The 21,991-nt window shown below is 28.7% G+C and carries 18 protein-coding genes and 1 other annotated feature; of the genes, 15 read left to right on the forward strand and 3 right to left on the reverse strand.

Annotated features, from left to right (window positions below):
* Positions 1-133 precede the first annotated feature (133 nt).
* Positions 134-898 (reverse strand): MerR family transcriptional regulator, encoded by a 765-nt coding sequence (locus tag T483_RS0120060; RefSeq protein WP_026888428.1) that lies wholly within the window; start codon positions 896-898, stop codon positions 134-136.
* Positions 899-1,112: 214 nt separating this feature from the next.
* On the opposite strand from T483_RS0120060, the gene T483_RS0120065 reads away from it, so the two are divergent.
* The 8 genes from T483_RS0120065 to T483_RS0120100 all read left to right on the forward strand — a co-directional run bounded on the left by T483_RS0120065 (position 1,113) and on the right by T483_RS0120100 (position 12,539).
* A complete protein-coding gene (locus tag T483_RS0120065; RefSeq protein ID WP_026888429.1) occupies positions 1,113-2,825 on the forward strand; it encodes a methyl-accepting chemotaxis protein in 1,713 nt (570 codons plus the stop codon).
* Between the two features lie 211 nt (positions 2,826-3,036).
* Positions 3,037-4,971 (forward strand): molecular chaperone HtpG, encoded by a 1,935-nt coding sequence (gene htpG / locus T483_RS0120070; RefSeq protein WP_026888430.1) that lies wholly within the window; start codon positions 3,037-3,039, stop codon positions 4,969-4,971.
* Between the two features lie 164 nt (positions 4,972-5,135).
* The gene (locus tag T483_RS0120075; protein WP_026888431.1) at positions 5,136-7,604 is read left to right on the forward strand and encodes a helix-turn-helix transcriptional regulator; all 2,469 of its coding nucleotides are present in this window, start codon (positions 5,136-5,138) and stop codon (positions 7,602-7,604) included.
* 200 nt (positions 7,605-7,804) lie between these two features.
* Positions 7,805-8,068 (forward strand): PTS transporter subunit EIIB, encoded by a 264-nt coding sequence (locus T483_RS0120080; RefSeq protein WP_026888432.1) that lies wholly within the window; start codon positions 7,805-7,807, stop codon positions 8,066-8,068.
* A 250-nt stretch (positions 8,069-8,318) separates the two neighbouring features.
* Positions 8,319-8,456 carry a six-cysteine ranthipeptide SCIFF gene (gene scfA / locus T483_RS29560; RefSeq protein ID WP_035790399.1) on the forward strand — a complete coding sequence of 46 codons (138 nt, stop codon included), beginning with the start codon at positions 8,319-8,321 and terminating at the stop codon, positions 8,454-8,456.
* Positions 8,457-8,517: 61 nt separating this feature from the next.
* A complete protein-coding gene (gene scfB, locus T483_RS0120090) occupies positions 8,518-9,879 on the forward strand; it encodes a thioether cross-link-forming SCIFF peptide maturase (RefSeq protein WP_026888433.1) in 1,362 nt (453 codons plus the stop codon).
* A gap of 378 nt (positions 9,880-10,257) precedes the next feature.
* A complete protein-coding gene (locus T483_RS0120095) occupies positions 10,258-11,502 on the forward strand; it encodes a M16 family metallopeptidase (RefSeq protein ID WP_026888434.1) in 1,245 nt (414 codons plus the stop codon).
* A gap of 14 nt (positions 11,503-11,516) precedes the next feature.
* Complete coding sequence (locus tag T483_RS0120100) at positions 11,517-12,539, forward strand: threonine aldolase family protein (RefSeq protein ID WP_026888435.1); 1,023 nt, start codon at positions 11,517-11,519, stop codon at positions 12,537-12,539.
* Positions 12,540-12,599: 60 nt separating this feature from the next.
* Here the strand turns inward: T483_RS0120100 and T483_RS0120105 are convergent, their stop codons facing one another.
* Positions 12,600-12,809, reverse strand: coding sequence for a helix-turn-helix domain-containing protein (locus T483_RS0120105; protein WP_026888436.1), 210 nt, complete (start codon positions 12,807-12,809; stop codon positions 12,600-12,602).
* Positions 12,810-12,826: 17 nt separating this feature from the next.
* Positions 12,827-13,444 carry a DUF2975 domain-containing protein gene (locus T483_RS0120110; protein WP_026888437.1) on the reverse strand — a complete coding sequence of 206 codons (618 nt, stop codon included), beginning with the start codon at positions 13,442-13,444 and terminating at the stop codon, positions 12,827-12,829.
* Between the two features lie 255 nt (positions 13,445-13,699).
* Here T483_RS0120110 and T483_RS0120115 point away from each other — a divergent pair, with 255 nt between their 5' ends.
* From T483_RS0120115 to T483_RS0120145, 7 genes are all read left to right on the forward strand, one after another.
* Entirely contained in the window at positions 13,700-15,133 is a 1,434-nt protein-coding gene (locus T483_RS0120115) for an aminotransferase class I/II-fold pyridoxal phosphate-dependent enzyme (RefSeq protein WP_026888438.1), read from the forward strand.
* A 117-nt stretch (positions 15,134-15,250) separates the two neighbouring features.
* Entirely contained in the window at positions 15,251-15,550 is a 300-nt protein-coding gene (locus T483_RS0120120; RefSeq protein ID WP_026888439.1) for an ATP-dependent Clp protease adaptor ClpS, read from the forward strand.
* Between the two features lie 3 nt (positions 15,551-15,553).
* Entirely contained in the window at positions 15,554-17,824 is a 2,271-nt protein-coding gene (gene clpA, locus T483_RS0120125) for an ATP-dependent Clp protease ATP-binding subunit ClpA (RefSeq protein WP_026888440.1), read from the forward strand.
* A gap of 237 nt (positions 17,825-18,061) precedes the next feature.
* On the forward strand, positions 18,062-18,217 hold the full coding sequence (locus T483_RS0120130; protein ID WP_026888441.1) for a zinc-ribbon domain-containing protein: 156 nt from the start codon (positions 18,062-18,064) through the stop codon (positions 18,215-18,217).
* Between the two features lie 283 nt (positions 18,218-18,500).
* Positions 18,501-18,766, forward strand: a binding site (T-box leader).
* A 56-nt stretch (positions 18,767-18,822) separates the two neighbouring features.
* Positions 18,823-19,302: an Lrp/AsnC family transcriptional regulator gene (locus T483_RS0120135; RefSeq protein WP_026888442.1), complete on the forward strand. Its 480-nt coding sequence runs from the start codon at positions 18,823-18,825 to the stop codon at positions 19,300-19,302.
* Positions 19,299-20,471, forward strand: a complete 1,173-nt coding sequence (locus T483_RS0120140) for an aminotransferase class I/II-fold pyridoxal phosphate-dependent enzyme (protein ID WP_026888443.1) — start codon at positions 19,299-19,301, stop codon at positions 20,469-20,471. The genes T483_RS0120135 and T483_RS0120140 overlap by 4 nt, the downstream gene beginning before the upstream one ends.
* Positions 20,472-20,889: 418 nt before the next feature.
* On the forward strand, positions 20,890-21,906 hold the full coding sequence (locus tag T483_RS0120145) for a LacI family DNA-binding transcriptional regulator (protein ID WP_026888444.1): 1,017 nt from the start codon (positions 20,890-20,892) through the stop codon (positions 21,904-21,906).
* The last annotated feature ends 85 nt before the right edge of the window (positions 21,907-21,991 follow it).

Genomic DNA, 21,991 nt, shown 5'->3' on the forward strand with positions numbered 1-21,991 from the left:
GATTTTTCTCACATACTCTTAAAAAGGCAGATGCGTAAAAAAATCTACACATATGAAAAGAGTGCGAAGCACAATACGGAACTTATATGAAAAGAGTGCGAAGCACAATACGGAACTTAACCACAGTCGCCTGCTATTTTTTTATTCCTGTGTATACGAAAATTGCATCCCTTAAAAAAGCGGCGAGACCAGGTTGATCTTTGTCATAATAGGCAGTAAATCTTTCATCATCCACATACATTTGAGCAAGACCTGCATGTGCTTCTTTTGAGTAGCCACTCCAAGAATAGGTTAACCACTGGCGATGTAAATCTGCAACCTTTTGGGAAAGTTCACTAGATGGATCATTAGTTTCAAAAGCCTCTTTTAATGTGTCTATAACTTTAGCGCCTAATTTTTCAAATTCTTCATATTGCTCTTTACTCATATTTTTGAATTTTTTGTTTGATTCATTTATTGCATTATCACCATATTTGGATCTTATTTCATTGCCATATTTTTTTTCATTCTCATCTATTATATTTTGTTTAAATCCTTCAAACTTTTCTTTATCATTCATTATAGTTTTCCCTTCTGTTGAGGCTATTGTTTTATCAACATTAGCTATTAATATATCTAGTTGTTGCCTTTTTATAATAAGCTTTTCACGATGTTCTTTCAGTGCAATACTATTATCAAAGGAAGGTGATAATAGTATTTTTCTAATACTATCCAAATCTACACCTAATTCCTTATAAAATAATATTTGCTGCAATTTATCCACTTCTTTTTTACCATAAATCCGATATCCAGATGAATTAATTCTTGCTGGCTTAAGAATTTCTATTTCATCATAATATCGTAGTGTTCTTGTGCTGACGCCTGCTAATTTGCTTAGTTTTTGCACTGTATATTCCATGTGACCGCCTCCTTACAAGATTAATTTACACCTTTACGTAGCGTTAATGTCAATGGTGTTTTTTGTAATTAATTCAAAAAAATAATATTACATAAATTAATTTTTTGAATTTATTGAAAATTACAAAAAATAAGTGCAAAAATGGATAAATTATGGTAAGATTTTAATAAGGATTATTAGTTGATTATAAATATCAACAAAGGAGAGGGTATATATGAGATGGTTCAATAATTTGAAAATAAAATATAAATTACAGCTTAGCTTTTTTATAATATCTATATTTATTGCCGTAGTTGGAATTATAGGTATACTTAGTGTAAATAAAATAAATACTAATTCTAATTCGCTATATGAGAAAGATTTCAAAACGCTTAAAAATCTACAAGATTTTAACTCAAATACATTACATTCTCGATTAGACGTACTGAATTTATTAAGCAGTGAGGATCCTAGTAAAGTTAGCCAAACAATAAGTGACATAGATGGTTATAGAAATGAAAACAATGAAATACTTAGAATATATGAACAATCAGGCATGAATGAAAATGAAAATAAAATATATAAAGAAATAAAAAGCGATTTAACAGATTATAGAAATTCATCAGATAAAATAATAAGCCTGGCAAGTGGTGGAAATTATGATGAAGCTATGAGTTTTAGCAAAGAAAGTGCAAGTATAAGAGAGAAATTAACTAATAATATTGATAAATTAGTTAAAATTACCGAACAAAAGGCAGCAGATAAAAGCGCTTCTAATAATAATGTAAATAATAAATCCTTTTATTTAATGTTAATAATAATAATTTTAGGTTTTACTACTGCAGTTCTATTAGGCGCTATCATTGCTACAATTATATCAAATAATTTAAAGAAGGTATTAGTATATGCACAACACTTAGAAAATGGAGATTTAACTCAAAAAATAGAAATAAACTCCAAGGATGAAGTTGGCAGCATGGGATTAGCTTTAAATAAAGCAAATGAAAACATAAGAGAATTAATAGGGGTAATAATAGCTGGATCTAATGATATAAGTTCATCAGGAGAGGAGCTATCAGCTACAACACATAAGGTTTCCTCTAAGATGAATAATATAAATGAATCAATTGAACAAATATCTAAAGGAGCTCAAGATCTGAGTGCTATAACTGAAGAAGTAGGTGCATCAGCAGAAGAAATTGGAGAGACAACAAATGAACTTGCTAATAGAGCAAGTGATGCAGCCATTTCAGTAGGCAAAATAAAGAATCGTTCTCTTGAAATAAAAAGAAAAGCTTCAGAGAATATAGAACAAGGGAATATTATCTATGAGGAAAAGAGAACGAATATTATAAAGGCCATTGAAGATGGGAAAGTAGTGAATGAGGTAAAATTGATGGCTAATGCTATAGGAGATATAGCATCACAAACAAATTTACTTGCACTTAATGCGGCTATTGAAGCAGCAAGGGCTGGTGAAAACGGAAAAGGGTTTGCTGTAGTTGCAGATGAAGTAAGAAAACTTGCTGAACAATCATCAGAGGCAGTTTCGAGTATACAAGGGATGGTTATACAGGTACAAGCTGCATTCGAGAATTTATCTCAAAGTGGGGAAGATATACTTAACTATATAGTTCGAAATGTAAAGCCAAGTTACGAATTACTCATGAATACTGGTATTCAATATGAAAAAGATGCTGAATTTGTTAATGATATGACTGAAGAATTTGCATCTTCATCTAATCAGATAAATGAAGTTATAGAGCAAATAAATCAAGCTATGCAAACTGTATCTGCAACAGCAGAAGAGTCAGGTGCAGGTTCAGAAGAAGTATTAAATAGTATTAATGAAATAACATTAGCTGTTAGTGATATTGCAAAATCATCACAAAATCAATCAGAACTGTCACAAAAGCTTAATGAGATTGTGTTAAAATTTAAAATATAATCAGATTTTAATTTTAGTATATAATTTAGAATATATGTTGAGCTATATGAAAATGATAGTTTATAACTATCATATGAGAAATTCTATTTACAACATATATTCTTTCTTCATTTAATAAATATATAAATTTAAATTGAAGTTATAAGAAGAATTTGACAATAAATATTCTTTGTTTTAAAATATTTTCTAGAAAATAAGAGGAGGTAATAACATGATAAAAGAAAATGGTAATATTTCAATCGACACAGAAAACATATTTCCTATTATTAAAAAATGGTTATACTCTGATAAAGATATATTCATCAGAGAAGTTATAAGCAATGCCTGCGATGCTATTAGCAAATTTCAAAGATTAGTTTCTCTTGGAGAAGCTACAATAAATGGAGAAGAACAGTATAAGGTTACTGTATCTGTAAATAAGGAAAAGAAAACCCTTAAATTTATAGATAACGGTATAGGTATGACCGAAGAGGAAGTTAAAAAATATATTAATCAAGTTGCTTTCTCAGGGGCAACTGATTTCATGGAAAAGTATAAAGATAAGATGGATGAAGGTAAGGATATAATAGGGCATTTTGGATTAGGATTTTATTCAACTTTCATGGTAGCTACTAAGGTAGAGATTAATACTTTGTCATTTAGAGAAGAGGCAGAAGCCGTAAAATGGGAATGTTCTGGTGGCACTGAATATGAAATTGGATATTCTGATGAAAGAAAAACAAGAGGTACAACAATAACCTTATATATTGATGATGAAAGTGCAGAGTTTTTAGAAGAATATAAGGTTAGAGAAATAATAAAGAAATATTGTTCATTCTTACCTACAGAAATATATTTAGAAGATGAAAACAAACCAAAAGAAGAACCTAAATATGAAACAAAGAAAAAAGAGGATGGAACTGAATATCAAGAATTAATCGAACCAGAAGAACCAAAACCTTTAAATGATACAAATCCTTTATGGGTAAAAGCACCTAAGGATTGTACAGATGAAGAATATAAGGATTTCTACAGAAAAGTATTTATGGATTTCAATGAACCTTTATTTTGGATCCATTTAAATGTGGATTATCCATTTAATTTAAAAGGAATATTATATTTCCCTAAATTAACTCATGAATTTGAAGCGACAGAAGGTCAAGTTAAGTTATATAATAACCAAGTCTTTGTTGCAGATAATATTAAAGAAGTAATACCTGAATTCTTGTTATTATTAAAAGGTACTATTGACTGTCCAGATCTACCTTTAAATGTATCTAGAAGTTTCCTTCAAAATGATAAGGAAGTTTCAAAGATTTCTAATCATATAGTTAAAAAGGTTGCTGATAAATTAGTTGATTTATTTAAAAATAGCAGAGAAGAATTTAATAAGTTCTGGCCTGATATTCAAATATTTATTAAATATGGTTGCTTAAGAGATCCAAAATTCTATGATAAGATTAAAGAAATAGTGATCTTTAAGAATTTAAAGGGCGAATTCGTAACATTAAAGGATTATCTTGAATCCAATAAAGAAAAGCATGAAAACAAAGTATTTTATGCTAATAATGAAAAGCAACAATCTCAATATATAAAGATGTTTAAAGAGTATGATTTAGACGCTGTAATATTAGATTGCTCACTAGATGATCACTTTATTTCATTCTTAGAAATGCATGAATCAGGAATTAAATTCAAGAGAATTGACTCCGATATTTCAGATACATTAGGAAGTAAAGCAGATGAAAATGATGAAACTATAAAAGCGTTAAATAAAGAAATAGAAGAGTTATTCAAGAATACACTTGGAGATAAAATTAAGAATTTATCTATTGAGGGGTTGAAGAATGAAGAAACTCCAGCGCTTATTTTAGTTTCAGAAGAGTCAAGAAGAATGGCTCAAATGAGTAAAATGTATGCAAAATCAGGAATGAACTTCCCAGGTATGTTTGATGAAGAAAAAACTTTAGTTATAAATAATAAGAATGGAATTATTAAGAAACTATTAGAAGTTTCTAAGAATGAAGCTAAAAAGGAAGAGGTTAAGTTTATTTGTGAGCATATTTTAGATTTAGCTAAAATTGCAAATAAAGAATTAGATGCAGCTGAAATGGATGAGTTTATAAAGCGAAATAATATGCTTTTAAACAAGGTAGTTGCCCTTTAATATATTGTTAATAGAGTTCCAAGTTTAAATACTTGGAACTTTATTTATAGATTCTAAGTATAATTTTTACAATAAAGTCTAAATTTGAAATGGAATTTTAAGTATGATAAAATATTCTAATGTAGTTTTTACATACATTTGCTTAAATGAAGGGGTATTTATATATGAAAAATGAAATTTTTAGACCTAAACTATTACATAGAAAGCGTATTGATAAGTTATTGCTAGAAATTTTTAAAGTACCCATATATTTTATATCAGCGTCTATGGGATATGGAAAATCAATTGCAGTCAGAAACTTTATAGAGAAGAATAAAGAAGCGCAAACAATTTGGCTTGATATAACAAATGATGAGATTGATGATGTATGGATATGGAACAAATTTTGTAATCTAATTAAAAATATTAATTTTAAATTAGGCGATATTTTATATAAGCGTGGGGTTCCTAATAATAACAAAGATGTTTATAAGATAATAGATATAATTAGGAATGAGATAAAACAAAAAACGATTATGATTATTGATGATTGGGATGATGAAAAAACAGTTTATATTAATCATTTAATAAAGATTATAGTATTAGAAGATATACATAACTTGCATATAGTTATAATAAGTAGGAAGAAACCAGCAAATGAGTATGTGGAACTTGAACTAAAACAAAAATGCATGATAATGTGCCAAGATGATATTGCTTTTACCTTTGATGAAACAATAGAGTTCTTTAAGATTAATGGAATAATACTGACGGAATCAGAAAAAAAGGAATTATATGAATATACTGGTGGATGGACTTCAGCTATGTATCTTGCATTAATTCAATATTACAGTCAAAATACATTTGATGATATACCAAAAGCAACAGAGTTAATTAAAATAGCTGTATATGATAAATTTGATGAAGTTACTAAGCAGATTTTATTAAAACTCGCATTGGTTGAGAATTTCACGATTGAACAAGCTGTGTATATTACGGAAGATGAAAGATCCAAGGAGGTAATTAGAAGATTATGTTCCAATAATTGCTTTATAAGATACGACAAGAAGGGAAAAATATATAGACTACATTCAATCCTTAAGAATGCATTAGAAGAAGAATTAGCATTATCAAATGTAGATTTAATGAGAATAAATAGTATTTGTGGTGATTGGTATGCTAAAAATTTTAATGATATATATGCAATGGAATACTATTATAAAGCGAAGAATTATAACCGCATACTGGATTTAATAGAAAGAAATTATACAATAGATCTTACTAATTTATATAAAGAAATTATAAAGCCAGTTTTTAATGAGCTCATCATAAGTGAGAAGATAAAAAGACCTATAGCCTATCTGACCTACTTATTTTTTCATATTCTGTACGGGAATCGGATAGCAGGTGCTAAACTATTGCATGAAGCTAAAGCTATTTACGAAAAGGATAAAAATCTTAAAGACAAAAATCAGATATTAGGTGAAATTGCATTTTTAGAAAGCATATTAGTATTTTATAATGTCAGGAAAATGATAGAGTACCATAAAAAAGCCTACGAGCTTTTTAATGGAGGTGTTTCAAGAATAGCAAACAATAAAATGCCAGCAACTTTTGGATCACCTCATTTTTTATATTTATTTCATAGAAAAGAAGGTCATTTGAAAGAGCTAGTAGAATTTTTTCAACAAGGAATAGGTTATTTTATTCATATATCTAATGGTGGAGCAGCAGGTGCAAATTATCTTATGATGGCCGAATATTTTTATGAAACAGGGGATTCTAAAAATGGAGAACTATTTGCATACAAGGCATTTCATAAAGCTAAAACAAAAAAACAGACAAGCATAATAATTTGTTCACTATTTCTCTTAACAAGGATTTGTGTGAATAAAGATTATAAAAATGAGGTTAAAGATAATTTTTATAATCTAATTAAAGAGTATGAAAATCTTAATATTCCAATCTTTCTTAATGGCTCACAGATAGCTATAGGATATATTGACGGAATCACTGGTAATTTAGAAAATTTAAATAAGTGGATTAAAAATATAGAAAGCAATGAATCAAAAGATATTGTGCCTGTTATAGGAATGAATCATGTTATTACAGGTTTAGCGATGATGCTTAATAATAGTTACATAGAATTAGAAATACAGGTAGAAATTATGTTGGAAGTTTATACAAGTAAAAACAGTGTATTTGGAATAATATATGCATACATATTTGATTCAATTGCAAAGTATAAGTTATATGGAAAAGGGACTGCTAAAAAGTCATTGTTAAAAGCTGTTGAACTGGCAGAAAAAGACTACATTATGATGTGTTTTGTTGAGCTAGCACCTTATATATTACCTTTACTCGAATTCATTGAGAAAGAAAATGATTATGTAAAGTATTTAATTCCAAAGTGTAAAGAATATAATGATGTATATATGAAAAAATATTGCAATATAGAAAAAATAGAGCTGACTCCAAGGGAAATTGAGATAATGAAATTAGTACATCAAGGATATAAACAATCTGAGATTTCAGGTAAGCTAAATATAGCTTTAGTTACTGTAAAAAAACATATTGCATCTGTTTATTGCAAGTTAAATGTAAAAAACAAAACAATAGCAATTAATCAGTTAAAAGAAAAAGGTATAATATAAAATGCTATAAATTAAATCAAAATTATACTTTAGTATAATACACAAATTATTTATATGTATGTATAATTTTCTCATGAGAAATTAATATTGCTTAAAAACTGAATAGAGTTATAAAAGCCAGCAAGTTTAAATATTTAGTTTATTGATGTGTTGGCTATTTTTATTATGTAATACTAATTTTAGAATGGGAGAAGAGAGAGATGATTACAGATTTTAGTAAGATAGCAAGGGAACTTTTTAATTTGGTTGGATCAGAAGAGAATATTTTATTTGTAGAAAATTGTACTACTAGATTAAGATTGAGATTAAAAGACACTAAAAAAGTAGATGTTGGAATTTTAAAAAAGATAGAAGGTGTACGTGGGATTGTAGAGACCAGAGAACAATTTCAAATTATTATTGATAGTATCGTTGCAAAGATATTAATTAGTGAGTTTATTAATATCTATAAAATAAAAAAATAATCTTGCGATAATAGTTTGAATGTATAATAATTTAAATAGAAAATTACATAATGTAATTGGGAAAAACGATAGAAAACGTATAATTACAATCTTTCGATAATTTATGATGAGAAATTATTGAAAGATTGTTTTTATATTTATAATTTGATATAAACAGAAATATAAATAAAAAGAGGGCCAGCAAATCTTTTATACTTTAGTATATTATGATATAATATCTAAGGATATATTTAAAATGGAGGATTTTGTAATGAAACATATAAAAACTATAAACAAAGCAAACATTAAAAATAGTTTATGTAAGCCAGGATGCAAAGAATGTGCAAATTCATGTCAATCAGCTTGTAAGACATCTTGCACAGTTGCAAACTTAGAATGTGAAAACTAGTAATCTTCAAGCAGTAACTATATAGTTACTGCTTACTTTATATGTTTAGGAGGAAAAAGAATTGTCTTTAATACATAAATTTAAACAAGGTGAAAATTATTTTGTTTTAGATGTAAATACTGGTGCAGTTCACGTTGTAGATGAGCTAGTATATGATATATTGGATGATGTTAAATTAAAAAATAAAAAGGAAATATTAGAGGATCTTAAAGGAAAATATGAAGAAGAGGAAATTTCAGAAGCTTATGATGAAATTCAAGAATTAGCAGAAGAAGGGACTCTTTACTCAGAAGATCAGTATGAAGAAATAGCACATAGTTCTATGGATGATAGAGATTACATAAAGGCTATTTGTTTGAATGTGATTCACGGATGTAACCTAAGATGTAAGTACTGTTTTGCTGATGAGGGTGAATATCATGGGCATGGTGGAGTCATGAGTGCAGACACAGCAAAAAAAGCAATTGATTATGTGATTAAGAGAAGTGGGCCAAGAAAAAATATAGAAATAGATTTATTTGGTGGAGAGCCAACTTTAATTATGGACACAATAAAAGAAATAATTAAATATGCTAGGGATAACGAAGAAAAATGGGGGAAGAGAGTTAGATTCACTATGACTACCAATGCTACTCTATTAACTCCAGATATGATGGATTATATGGATAAAGAAATGGGAAATATAATTCTTTCTTTAGATGGCAGAAAAGAAGTCAATGATAATGTTAGAATTAAGCCAGATAAAAGCGGTTCTTTTGATGATATAGTTCCAAATATTAAGGAAATGATTAAGAGAAGAACTAAAGGAAAAACTTATTATGTAAGAGGAACGTTTACAAGAGAAAATACAGATTTCTATGAAGATGTAATGGCGATGGTAAATGAAGGTTTTAGAGAATTATCAATAGAACCTGTTGTGCTTGAAGATGGACATCCTCTTTCAATAAGAGAAGAAGATATTAACACAATATTTGAAAATTATGATAAGTTATATGAGGACATGGCAAGAAGAAAAAGAGAAGGAAATGATGAGTTCAAATTTTATCATTTCAATATAGACCTTCAAGGTGGGCCATGTGTTTACAAGAGAATTTCTGGATGTGGTGCAGGATTTGAATATGTAGCTATAACTCCTCAAGGTGAAGTATATCCATGCCATCAATTTGTTGGAAAAGAAGAATTTAAGTTAGGAAGTATATACGAAGATACTTATAATGTGGAACTAGCTAAGAAGTTTAAAAAAGCACATATATACAATAAGCCTAAGTGTAAAGAATGCTGGGCGAAATTCTATTGCAGTGGTGGATGCCAAGCCAATAATTTTAATTTTAATGGTGACATGAATATTCCTTATGAAATTGGATGTAAAATGCAAAAGAAAAGAATTGAATGTGCAATTGCATTGAAAGCTGAAGAAAATTAATTTATATAATAACAGATTAAAAGAAGGGGAACTCTATTGCCTTTGCTACTGAGAGAATCTTATTTGGGACATACTGATAAAAGTTTTAATAATATGTACTTGTTTCTAAAATGAATTAAAGCAGGTACAGATAAAATAACTTCTAATGTTAAGTAAATGTCTGTAGATAATTTTTTTATCTAGCACTTCGCAAAAGAGTTCTCTTTTTATATAATTAAATTGATGCGATAATTTTTTTTTATGAACACATTGGAATTAAATATAATATATGTTGTAATCGAATTTCTACATTTCAGCTATAACTGAGCACTTGTATCAGTAAAGTTTTAAATGTGAATTTACTATTGCAATGTATAAGAATATAAGGAGCGTAAGTACTTGGAAGAATACATTTTGGAAAATGATTTAAGATTAATTTATAAACACACAGATTCAGAACTATCATCAATTTGTATTTCTTTAAATGCAGGAGCTGGAGTTGAAAACGAAAAGTTTGGAGTAGCTCACGCAACTGAGCATATGGTTTATAAAGGAACAATAAATAGAACTGAGAGAGAAATAAATGAAGAGCTAAGCACTATCTTTGGATTTAATAATGCAATGACAAACTATCCATATGTAATTTATTATGGAACTCTTCTCGGAGAAGATCTACAAAAAGGTGTGGAAATTTTAAGTGATATAATCATTAACCCGGAATTTGGAGAAAATGGATTTAAAGAAGAAATGAATGTTATAAAAGAAGAATTAAAAGAATGGGATGAAGAGATAGATCAGTATTGTGAGGATAATTTATTTTTTAACTGCTTCAGTAATAGGAGAATAAAGTATCCTATAATAGGAACTCAAGATGGTTTAGAGAAGATAACTTTAGACGATATTAAGATGTTTCATAATAAATATTATTTTCCGGGAAATACTTCAATTGTCATAATTTCATCAGTGAAATTTGAGATGATTAAGGAAATTATATGTAATTACTTCGCGCTGTGGAAGAAAAGAAATATCATTCAAGAAGAAATAAACAAACTTAGCAATAAAAATTTGATAGAATATGAGAAACCTCAACTGGGCACTTATAAAAATATAAGAGATGGAATAAGAGCGTGTAAAGTTGAAATGATATTTCCAATTGATGATTTAAGTGAAAAAGAAATTAAGGCACTTAGAATTTTTAATCAATATTTTGGAGAAGGGATTAATTCAATTCTTTATGATGTTTTAAGAACCCAAAATGGCTTAGTATATGATGTACTTACTAAAATTTTAAATGAGAATTATATAAAATTATATAAAATCACATTTAGTACAGCGGAAGAAAATGTAAATAAGGCTATATCTTTAATAGAGGGATGTATAGCAAAATTAGATTCATTAGAAAAAAGATTTAATAGTGAACACATAGAACATTTAATTAAAAGTTTTAAATTAAAAACATTATTTAGGGAAGAGCAAAGTATAATACTAGCCAAAGAGCTTGCGACATATGATTCTATGTTTGGAGATTATAAAATTTATATTAATGAGATTAAAGAAGTGGAGTCGCTAACAAAAGAAATGATTTTTGAAGTAGGTAGTAAAGTATTGAAGAACTTTACAACTCAAATAATTGGCAGAGCATAAAAGGAGGCAGAATTATGTATAGTTTTAAAAATGATTATAGTGAAGGAGCACACTCAAGAATATTAAATGCATTAGTTGAAACAAATTTTGAACAAACTGATGGTTATGGTACTGATAAACACACAGAAAGATCAGTGAATTTATTGAAGAAGAAAATTGACAGAGAAGATGTAGATATACACTTGCTAGTTGGTGGCACACAAGTTAATCTTACAGCTATATCGGCTTTTTTAAGACCGCATCAGGCGACAATAGGAGCAGACACAAGCCATATAAATTGTCATGAAACTGGAGCAATTGAAGCAACTGGCCATAAAGTAATTACAATGACAGCCAACGATGGAAAACTTACTCCGGATTTAATTCAAAATGTTGTAGATTCTCACAGCGATGAACATATGGTCCAACCTAAATTAGTATATATATCAAATTCTACAGAGCTTGGAACTTTATATACGAAAGCAGAGTTAATTGATTTACATGATTGCTGTAAGAGGAATAAACTGTTATTATATTTGGATGGTGCTAGACTTGGGTCTGCACTTGTAGCAGAAGAAAATGATTTGACTTTAGCTGATATAGCAAAATTAGTTGATGCATTTTACATTGGAGGAACGAAAAATGGAGCACTTTTTGGAGAAGCTCTTGTAATATGTAATGATGAATTAAAAGAAGATTTTAGATATTTTATTAAGCAAAAAGGTGGATTGTTAGCTAAAGGAAGATTACTTGGCATTCAATTTGAAGAATTATTCAAAGATGACTTGTATTTTGATATTGCAAAACATGCGAATAAAATGGCACTTATGCTAAAAGGCGCAATAGCAGACAAAGGATATAAGTTTTTAACCGAATCTTTTACAAATCAGCAGTTCCCAATATTACCTAATAATTTAATTGAAAAGTTAAGTGAAAAATACTCTTTTAATATTGAAAGAATAATTGATTCTAATTATACTGCAATTAGGTTAGTAACATCATGGGCAACTAAAGAAGAAAATGTATTAGAATTTATCGAAGATTTTAAAAAAATGTAATTATAACTGAATAAATTAAAAGGCTTGGTATAATTTATTTATAATACTAAGCCTTTTAATTTATTCATCAGGCACAAATTCTAAAATATCCCCAGGTTGGCAATTAAGAACTGTACATATTGAATTTAAAGTGGAAAATCTAATTGCTTTAACCTTGCTAGTCTTTAAATTTGAAAGATTAACAGTTGATATACCTACTTGCTCTGCTAAATTATTTAGCGATATTTTCCTATCTGCCATGACTCTATCTAGTCTTAAAATAATAGCCATATGATTAATTCTCCTTACTATAAGGTTTCATCTGAATCTTTTTGTAATTCGCATCCATAACTAAAAATTTTAGATAGCAATAATATAAACGAAGCTGCAAAAATAATAGGAATGCTATTATTTAGATCTAAATATACGCCTTCAGCTATTATATTTAGTGCAGGATAGGCAATTAAATTAGGAACTATAGCATACGCTATCATAAGAATTCCCACTAATTTAATTTTATTAGCATTATCAACTGAAAAAGGAGTATATTTATTTTCTATATTGTTTAAAATTTTACGTATATTATAAAAAATTAGAATAGCAAAACTGAGCTTAATTAAACCCATAGCTTCAGCAATTATAAATGCTAGTTTTATATTAGTAAAAGGTTGATCTGTAAAATGGGTTACTAATGACTTAGAGATATTGCCTCCAGCAAAAAAATGTAAATTTGAAGGTTTAATAAGGAATTCATCTCTAAAAGAGTTGACTTCAAGAGAATTGCCATATAAAACAAGGACTATAACAGTATATATTAATGAAGATGCAGTAACGAATAAAATTATGTATAAAAATAATTTTACAATGTAATTTATTTTATTACAATGAGTACGAATTGAAGAAATTGTTTTGTTGTTGTTTTCCATATAATCATTCCTTTTTAATTTATGAGTAAATACTATCATTATATATTAACTTAGTCAATAATAATTTAATGCTTATCATTAAAATATTATCGATTTTAGTAATAACTCTAGAACTCTAGTGGTGATTGAAGATAAAGTTAGAAATATAAATATGGAAAATTAATCTGCTAATATGTATAATAGTAAAAATACAAAAAATATTTTATAGATCAATTTTTATGAAAATAAAGAAAACAAAAGGAGTTACAAAATAGTATGAAGAAAGAAGTACCATTATTAAAGGAATTACTTAAATACAATGATGAAGAAAATCTACTTCTTTCCATGCCGGGAAACAAAGGTGGGATTGGATTTGCTAGAGATGAAATTGGAAAAAAATTTGTTGATAGAATGGGATTTTTAGATATAACAGAGGTTGATCCATTAGATAATTTGCATTATCCGGAAGGAATAATAAAGGAAGCTCAGGAGTTACTAGCTAAAACTTATAAGGCTAAGAAAGCTTATTTCTTAGTAAATGGAACCTCGTCAGGAAACTTAGCAGCTATGTTTTCAGCATTTGATGAAGGCGATGAAGTTTTAGTTGAAAGAAACTGCCATAAGTCAATTTATAATGGACTGATTATGAGAAAGCTAAAAGTTAAATATATAGAACCTATTATTGATGATGAATTGGGAGTGTTTTTGCCCCCTGATAAAGAAAGTATATATAAAGCACTAGGGCAGAGCTCAGAACCAAAAGGGATTATACTAACTTATCCAAACTATTTTGGTATTACATATGATATAGAAGATACTATATGTAATTTGAAGGAAATAGGATTAAAAGTTATACTCGACTGTGCTCATGGAGCTCATTTTGGAATAAATAAAAGATTACCAAAATCTCTTGCAAGTTTAGGAGATTATGTGATTTTAAGTGCTCATAAAACTTTGCCAGCCCTAACTCAAGGAGCATATCTTTTAGTAAATGAGGATAATAGTATGATAGACTTTTACATAAAGTCATTTACTACAACTTCTCCATCTTATCTAATCATGGCATCTTTAGATTATGCAAGATATTATTTAGATACATACGGAAAAGACGATTATGAGGAATTAATAAATAAATCTGAGAAGTGGAAGAAAAAGATTAATAAACTAGGAAAAGTTTATATATTAAGGGAAAGTGATATGGATAAGCACCAGAATGGAATGGATGGATATAAAATTGATCCTAGCAGATATATAGTTATTCTTCCTAAAGGATATAATGGACATAAATTTTTAGATTATCTAAGAAATAATAAGATACAGGCTGAAATGAGTTTTTCAAGAGGAGTTGTATTAATCCTGTCTCCATTTAATACAGAAGAAGATTTTAAAATTATATATGAAACTGTTTTGAATCTAGATATGAAAAATGTATCTGGAGAAACGGATATAAAATACTTTAGAGATATTCCTGTTAAAAGATTTGAGCCTTATGAGGTTTTTAGATTAAAAAGTAAGTGGTGTGAAATAGAAAGGTGTGAAGGTTTAGTTGCTAAAGAAGCAATAATACCATATCCTCCAGGAATACCTTTGGTTTGTCCTGGAGAAATAATATCAAAAGATATTATAGCAATGGTAAGAGACTATATTATAAATAAAAAAAGTATAATCGGAGTAAAGAATAACAAAATTCAGATTCTAGATATAAGTTAATATAAATGATGAATCTATAATTTACTTATTGGTATAAGTTTAAATATTGTGTTAAAATATATCTATTTAGAATAATATATATGATGATAATATGTGGGGAGGGATAGACAATTATATATGGAAACAAATATTGTAACCAAACCAAAGAATAAAGTTGATGTGAAAAAGCCTAAGAATTATAAAGTTGTTATGTACAATGATGATTATACAACTATGGAGTTTGTTATTGATGTTCTAGTAGTTGTATTTAATAAAAAGTTAATAGATGCTGAAAAGATAATGTTAGATGTGCATGAAAAGGGTAAGGGAGTAGCAGGAATATATAGTTATGATATTGCAGTTACTAAGGTTTCAACTGCAATGTCAATGGCTAAAGAAAAAGGCTTTCCGTTTAAGCTTACTGTAGAGGAGGCGTAGAATATGAAAATTACGAATGAAGTTAATTTGATATTACTTAAAGCATACCAAGAAGCAAAGGAAAAAAGCAGCGAATATATTACGCCAGAACATTTATTATATGCCGCAACTTTTGATAAAAATGTAGAGTGTGCTATTAAAGAATGTGGTGGGAGTTTAGAGAGTTTGAGATATAATTTGGTAACTTACATGAAAACATATATAAATAAAATTGGTCAAGGGGAACCACAAGAGAGTATAGAGTTTCAAAGAGTTATTTTAACAGCAAATGAACAAATTAGGTATAGTGGAAAAGATGCAATTGATGTAGACCATATAATTTCTGCAATCTTTAATTTAGAAGATAGTTATGCACGATACTATTTAGAACAAGAAGGCGTTACAAGAAGAGATTTACTATATTCTTTGTGTCATAGTATAGAGGAAGATAACCAAAATTCCTATGATGATGAAATGCAAGAAAATTTTAAGGAAAATGAGTCTACTGAGAATGAAAGTAAAGAAAAAGTTGAGAAGAAAAAAGAAGATGCATTTCTAAATAAGTTTACAATAGATCTTATTAAAAAGGTTAGAGAAGAAAAAAATGATCCATTAATAGGAAGAAAAGATATATTGGAGAGAAGTATACAAATCCTCTGTAGAAGGATAAAGAATAATCCTATACATGTAGGTGAGTCTGGAGTTGGTAAGACCGCTATAACTTTGGGACTTGCAAAGTTAATAAGTGAAGACAATGTGCCAGAAAAATTGAAGGGAAGTTCTATGTTTTCTTTAGATATTGGATCTGTAATAGCAGGAACTAAGTATAGAGGAGATTTTGAAGAAAGAATAAAAAGAGTTTTAGACTTGATTAGTAAACAAGATAAGCCAATTGTATATATAGATGAAATTCATAATATTGTTGGTGCTGGAGCACTAAATGGCGGTGCGTTAGATGCTTCTAATTTGCTAAAACCTTATCTTACAGAAGGAAAAATTAGGTTTATTGGCGCTACTACTTTTGATGAATATAAGAAATTTTTTGAAAAAGATAAAGCATTAAGTAGAAGATTCCAAAGAATAGATGTTAAAGAACCATCTATAAAAGAAGCTATACAAATATTAGATGGACTAAAGAAGAATTATGAGGAATACCATAATGTAAGTTATACAGATGAAGCAATTTGTGATGCAGTAACTTTAAGCGACAAGTATATTAACGACAGATATTTGCCAGATAAGGCTGTAGATATTATAGATGAAGCTGGAGCTTATGTTCGTATGCATAATGAGGACTTGAGTGAGCAGATTATAGTTGACAGAAAGACCATTGAGGAAATAATATCAAAAATTTGTAATATTCCAAAGCAAACTGTAGAAAGTAGCGAGATAAGTTCCTTAAAACACTTGGAAAAAGATTTAAAGGAAAATATATTTTCACAGGATAAAGCCATTGAGGAAGTGGTAAGATGCATAAAGATGTCCAGATCTGGATTAAACGATGAAGATAAGCCGGTAGCATCTATGCTTTTTGTTGGGCCTACCGGAGTTGGAAAAACAGAGATTGCTAGATGTTTGTCTAAAACTCTAGGAATAGACTTGATTAGATTTGACATGAGTGAATATACTGAAAAACATTCGGCAGCAAAACTTATAGGATCACCTCCAGGATATGTAGGTTATGAAGAGGGCGGTCTCTTAACGGATTCAATAAGAAAGACACCTCATTGTGTATTGTTACTGGATGAAATAGAAAAGGCACATCCGGATATTTTGAGTGTACTGCTTCAGGTTATGGATTATGCTACACTTACTGATAACAAAGGTAGAAAAGCTGACTTTAGAAACTCAATAATAATAATGACTTCTAATGCTGGAGCAAGAAATATAGGTAAAAAGCTTATTGGTTTTGGAGATAGGGAAGTCAAAGGTGAAGCTATAATGGAAGAAGTTAAAAAGTTTTTCACGCCTGAATTTAGAAATAGACTGGACAAAATAATAGTATTTAATGGAATGACTGATGTTATGGCAGCAAATGTTGCTAAAAAGCAATTAAATAACTTTAAAGATAAATTGAGTTCTAAAAATGTTAAAATAGAATTTAGTGAAGAATGTGTAAATCACATTGCTAAAATAGGTACATCAGAGGAATTTGGGGCAAGAGAAATAGCAAGGGTTATAGCTTCGAATATAAAACCATTACTTGTTGATGAAATTCTATTTGGGAAACTAAGCGAAGGTGGAGAGTGTGTAATTGATTTTGTAAATGAAAAATTTGAGTTAAAGATCAATTAAATCTACTTAAAGTAATGTTATTTAATTATTCTATATGAAAAGATAAATGCAAAAGAGTCCTATACAATATTATCTGGAGAGATTACATGATAATTAAATATAAACTGTATAATAATATGTTTTTGAATAAAAATTATGAAGACAGACATAATATTAAATGATAAAAAGAAATTTTAAAGCAAAAAGAGGAGGTGAACTATTGCAAAGTTATTTTAACTTGAGCAATGGAACATTAGAATGGAAGATAAAACATTAATATGCAAAGATTGCGGAAGAGAGTTCGTTTTCACTGTAGGAGAACAAGAATTTTACAAGGAAAAAGGTTTTGAGAATGAACCAGTAAGATGTCCTGACTGCAGGAGAGCTAGAAAGCAACAAAGCAATAGAAGATAGAAAGTAATAAAGTTTCTATTGATTAATTAAGAAGCATAAGAATGATTGAATCTTATGCTTCTTTTTGTTTAAGATAAATATATTTTTTGGGGTCTATTTTAATTAATTCAATAGAATATATTATGATTAAATAAAAAAATATAAAAAATATATTGAATATATTATACTTTTGCTAGTATAATATAAAGAAAGATTTAAATAGATAACAGTGAAAAATTTATTCATATGATTTTTTTATTTAAAATTCTATATTAGATATAGATACTAAATTAAAAATAATATTTTAAAGATAGTGATAAGGAATAGTATATAGATGGTAAACTTTTAAGAGAGCTAGAGTTTGGTGGAATCTAGTAAGTATAATTTATAGAAGCAGCCTTTGAATTTTATAACTGAGAAATAAAAATTCTGAGAAGATAAGAATTTTTAATTAGGTTATAACGTGTTCCTCACGTTATAGAGGTGGAGTATTTATGTACTCTAACTGAGTGAACAATTTTTTAGTTGTTTATTAGGGTGGTACCGCGAAGTAGTTCTTTCGTCCCTTGTGTGGGATGGAAGACTTTTTTTATTTAAATATATTAAAAACAAGGGGGTTATTTTCAATGGAGGAAATACTTGAAATATTAGAAAAGAATAGTAGATACAGTGATGAACAAATAGCAATTATGACAGGCAAAACTGTTGAGGAAGTTAGAGAAGCGATTAGAGACTATGAGGAGAAAAGTATTATAGCAGGTTATACAACACTTATAAATTGGGAAAATACAGGTAGTGAAACAGTGACAGCATTAATAGAAGTTAAAATAACACCTCAAAGAGGCGTTGGTTTTGATAAAGTTGCAGAAAGAATATATAAATTTTTAGAAGTAAAAGCGTGCTACTTAATGTCTGGGGGGTTTGATTTAACGGTTATTGTTGAAGGAAAAACCATGAAGGAAGTTGCTCTTTTTGTATCAGAAAAACTAGCAGTACAAGAATATGTATTAAGTACAGGTACTCATTTTGTATTAAAAAAATATAAGGATCACGGAAAGATTTTTAAAGAAAAGAAATTAGAAGATAGGGAGGCAATATTTATATGATATTAGAAGATATGATTTTAGACAACGTAAAAAATATGCCTCCATCAGGGATAAGAAAATATTTTGATATAATAAATGAAATGGATGATGTTATTTCGCTTGGTGTAGGAGAACCAGATTTTGTAACTCCATGGAATGTGAGAGAAGCTGGAATTTATTCTTTAGAGCAAGGCCATACTCATTATTCTTCAAATGCAGGATTTATTGAGCTTCGTAGTGAGATATCAAAGTATCTTCATAGAAGATTTAACCTTAACTATAACCCAGAAGATGAAATAATAGTTACGGTTGGAGGAAGTGAAGGAATTGATATAGCACTTAGGGCATTAGTTGGACCTGGAGATGAGGTTATAGTTCCAGAACCAAGCTTTGTTGCATATAAGGGGTGCACTGCATTTACTGGAGCAATAGCTAAGGTTTTGAATCTTAAAGCTGAAGATGAATTTAAACTTACTCCTGAGGCTTTGGAAAAAGCAATTACACCAAGGACAAAGGTAGTTATAATACCGTTTCCCAATAACCCAACAGGTGCGATAATGACTAAAGATGAACTTGCAGGAATAGTAGAAGTTCTTAAAGATAAAAATATTATTGCAATTTCAGATGAAATATATTCAGAACTCTGTTATGGAGAGAAACATGTTTCAATAGCATCGTTTCCAGAAATGCGAGATAAGACTTTAGTTATAAATGGATTCTCTAAATCATATGCCATGACAGGATGGAGGCTTGGGTATATCTGTGGACATCCGATCCTAATAGAAGCAATGAAGAAAATTCATCAATATGCTCTTATGTGTTCACCGACAACTGCTCAGTATGCAGCGATTGAAGCTTTAAAAAGTGGTGATAAAAGTGTGGAAGAAATGTGTAAGGAATATAATAGAAGAAGAAGAGTTCTATTGGATGGATTTAGGAAGATGGGGTTAGATTGTTTTGAACCTCTTGGAGCATTTTATTTATTTCCAAGTATTAAATCTACAGGTATAACATCGGATGAATTCTGTGAACAATTGCTTATAAATGAAAAAGTATTAGTTATCCCAGGAAATGCTTTTGGTGATTGCGGAGAAGGATTTATAAGAGTTTGTTATGCGTCATCAATGGAGGATATTATGGAAGCATTGAAAAGAACAAAGAGATTTCTTGATAAACTAAAAGAAAAATAATAAAAAAGGAGTAGTTCATGTATAAAAATACTTTAGACTACTCCTTTAATGTATATTTAGAAAAGAGTGAAATAAAATTATATTAATAAAAAAATTTGTAAATATATATATCATAATTTATACTAATAGGGACATAGAATGGCTTAAACTGAAGATAAATGGCATGTAGTATTGATAAATATTATAGTGAAATCAATAAAACTGTGAATATTGACATCATATTCCTAATATATTATTATAAGTGTGGAAGCGATACCATAAATAGTTGTACTTGAAAATAAATTGGCTTAAGCCTTAGAAAATAAGAATTGAAGCTATAAGTTAATCTAGACTATAATAATAGTATTTCACGATTTAGTTTTAATAATGTAATAAATATAAAAGAATTATGAAAAAAAATTTGACGAGGTGGGGTGTTATGTCAGTTACTATAAATGATATTGCGAAAAGGGCTAAAGTATCCTCGGCAACAGTTTCAAGAGTTCTTAATAATTCAGGTTATGTAAAAGAAGAAACTAGGCAAAGAATAGTAATCGCAATAAAAGAAATGAATTATACACCTAGTGCAATTGCAAGAAGTTTATCGAAATGCGAAACTAATACTATAGGAGTTATCGTTCCAGATATAACTAATGCATATTTTGGAGAAATTATAAAGGGAGTAAGTGAGAGAGCAGAAAGAAATAATCTGAATATAATTTTGTTTAATACAGATAACTATTTAGAGAAGGAAGTGCGTGCTCTTAAATTACTTAAAGAACAAAGAATTAAAGGAATTATAATGACCCCAGGATTTGGTGAAGAAAAGTTCAATGAAAATTATATAAAAACAATAAATACTCTAAATATTCCTATAATATTAGTTTCGGCTGATGTTAAATTTACAAAATTAAATGGGGTTTTTGTAGATAATATAAAAGGTGGATTTGAGGCAACAAACTTACTAATTAAAGAAGGTCATACTAAGATTGGAATAATGACAGGATTACTAAGTTCGGAACCAGTAATGGATAGATTAGAGGGCTATAAAAAAGCATTAAAAGAAAATAATATTGATTTTTGCAATAAATATGTTTTATATGGAGATTTTAAGTTAGATAAGGCATATGAGCTAACTAAAAAATTACTTGAAGAAAAAGATCGTCCTACAGCATTGGTTGTTTGCAGTAACATGATGACAATGGGTGTTATAAAAGCGTTAAAAGAAGATAATAAAGATATTCCTGAAGACTTAGCTATAGTGGGCTTTGATAAAATTGACTTTTTAGATATCGTAGGATTAAATATTACATATATGGAAGATTGTCCAATTGAGTTGGGCAGGGCATCTATGGATATGCTGGTTGATATTATCAGTAGTACTGAGGCTGATTGTGTAAGAAGAAGGATCATTGCACCACAAATTGTAGTTAAAGGTTCAGAGAAAAAGATATAAGTTTATAGACATAGGCACAAATTGAATACATATTCGTAATATTAAAGTCAACATATTATAAATATAATTAATTAGAAGAATATTT

This window comes from Clostridium beijerinckii HUN142, assembly GCF_000621745.1.
GTDB lineage: Bacteria > Bacillota > Clostridia > Clostridiales > Clostridiaceae > Clostridium > Clostridium beijerinckii_A.

Bases quoted from the DNA above. Each gene is read 5' to 3' on its own strand.
- T483_RS0120060 (WP_026888428.1), bottom strand. From the start codon at position 898: ATGGAATATACAGTGCAAAAACTAAGCAAATTAGCAGGCGTCAGCACA.
- T483_RS0120065 (WP_026888429.1), top strand. From the start codon at position 1,113: ATGAGATGGTTCAATAATTTGAAAATAAAATATAAATTACAGCTTAGC.
- htpG (WP_026888430.1), top strand. From the start codon at position 3,037: ATGATAAAAGAAAATGGTAATATTTCAATCGACACAGAAAACATATTT.
- T483_RS0120075 (WP_026888431.1), top strand. From the start codon at position 5,136: ATGAAAAATGAAATTTTTAGACCTAAACTATTACATAGAAAGCGTATT.
- T483_RS0120080 (WP_026888432.1), top strand. From the start codon at position 7,805: ATGATTACAGATTTTAGTAAGATAGCAAGGGAACTTTTTAATTTGGTT.
- scfA (WP_035790399.1), top strand. From the start codon at position 8,319: ATGAAACATATAAAAACTATAAACAAAGCAAACATTAAAAATAGTTTA.
- T483_RS0120100 (WP_026888435.1), top strand. From the start codon at position 11,517: ATGTATAGTTTTAAAAATGATTATAGTGAAGGAGCACACTCAAGAATA.
- T483_RS0120105 (WP_026888436.1), bottom strand. From the start codon at position 12,809: ATGGCTATTATTTTAAGACTAGATAGAGTCATGGCAGATAGGAAAATA.
- T483_RS0120110 (WP_026888437.1), bottom strand. From the start codon at position 13,444: ATGGAAAACAACAACAAAACAATTTCTTCAATTCGTACTCATTGTAAT.
- T483_RS0120115 (WP_026888438.1), top strand. From the start codon at position 13,700: ATGAAGAAAGAAGTACCATTATTAAAGGAATTACTTAAATACAATGAT.
- T483_RS0120120 (WP_026888439.1), top strand. From the start codon at position 15,251: ATGGAAACAAATATTGTAACCAAACCAAAGAATAAAGTTGATGTGAAA.
- clpA (WP_026888440.1), top strand. From the start codon at position 15,554: ATGAAAATTACGAATGAAGTTAATTTGATATTACTTAAAGCATACCAA.
- T483_RS0120130 (WP_026888441.1), top strand. From the start codon at position 18,062: ATGGAAGATAAAACATTAATATGCAAAGATTGCGGAAGAGAGTTCGTT.
- T483_RS0120135 (WP_026888442.1), top strand. From the start codon at position 18,823: ATGGAGGAAATACTTGAAATATTAGAAAAGAATAGTAGATACAGTGAT.
- T483_RS0120140 (WP_026888443.1), top strand. From the start codon at position 19,299: ATGATATTAGAAGATATGATTTTAGACAACGTAAAAAATATGCCTCCA.
- T483_RS0120145 (WP_026888444.1), top strand. From the start codon at position 20,890: ATGTCAGTTACTATAAATGATATTGCGAAAAGGGCTAAAGTATCCTCG.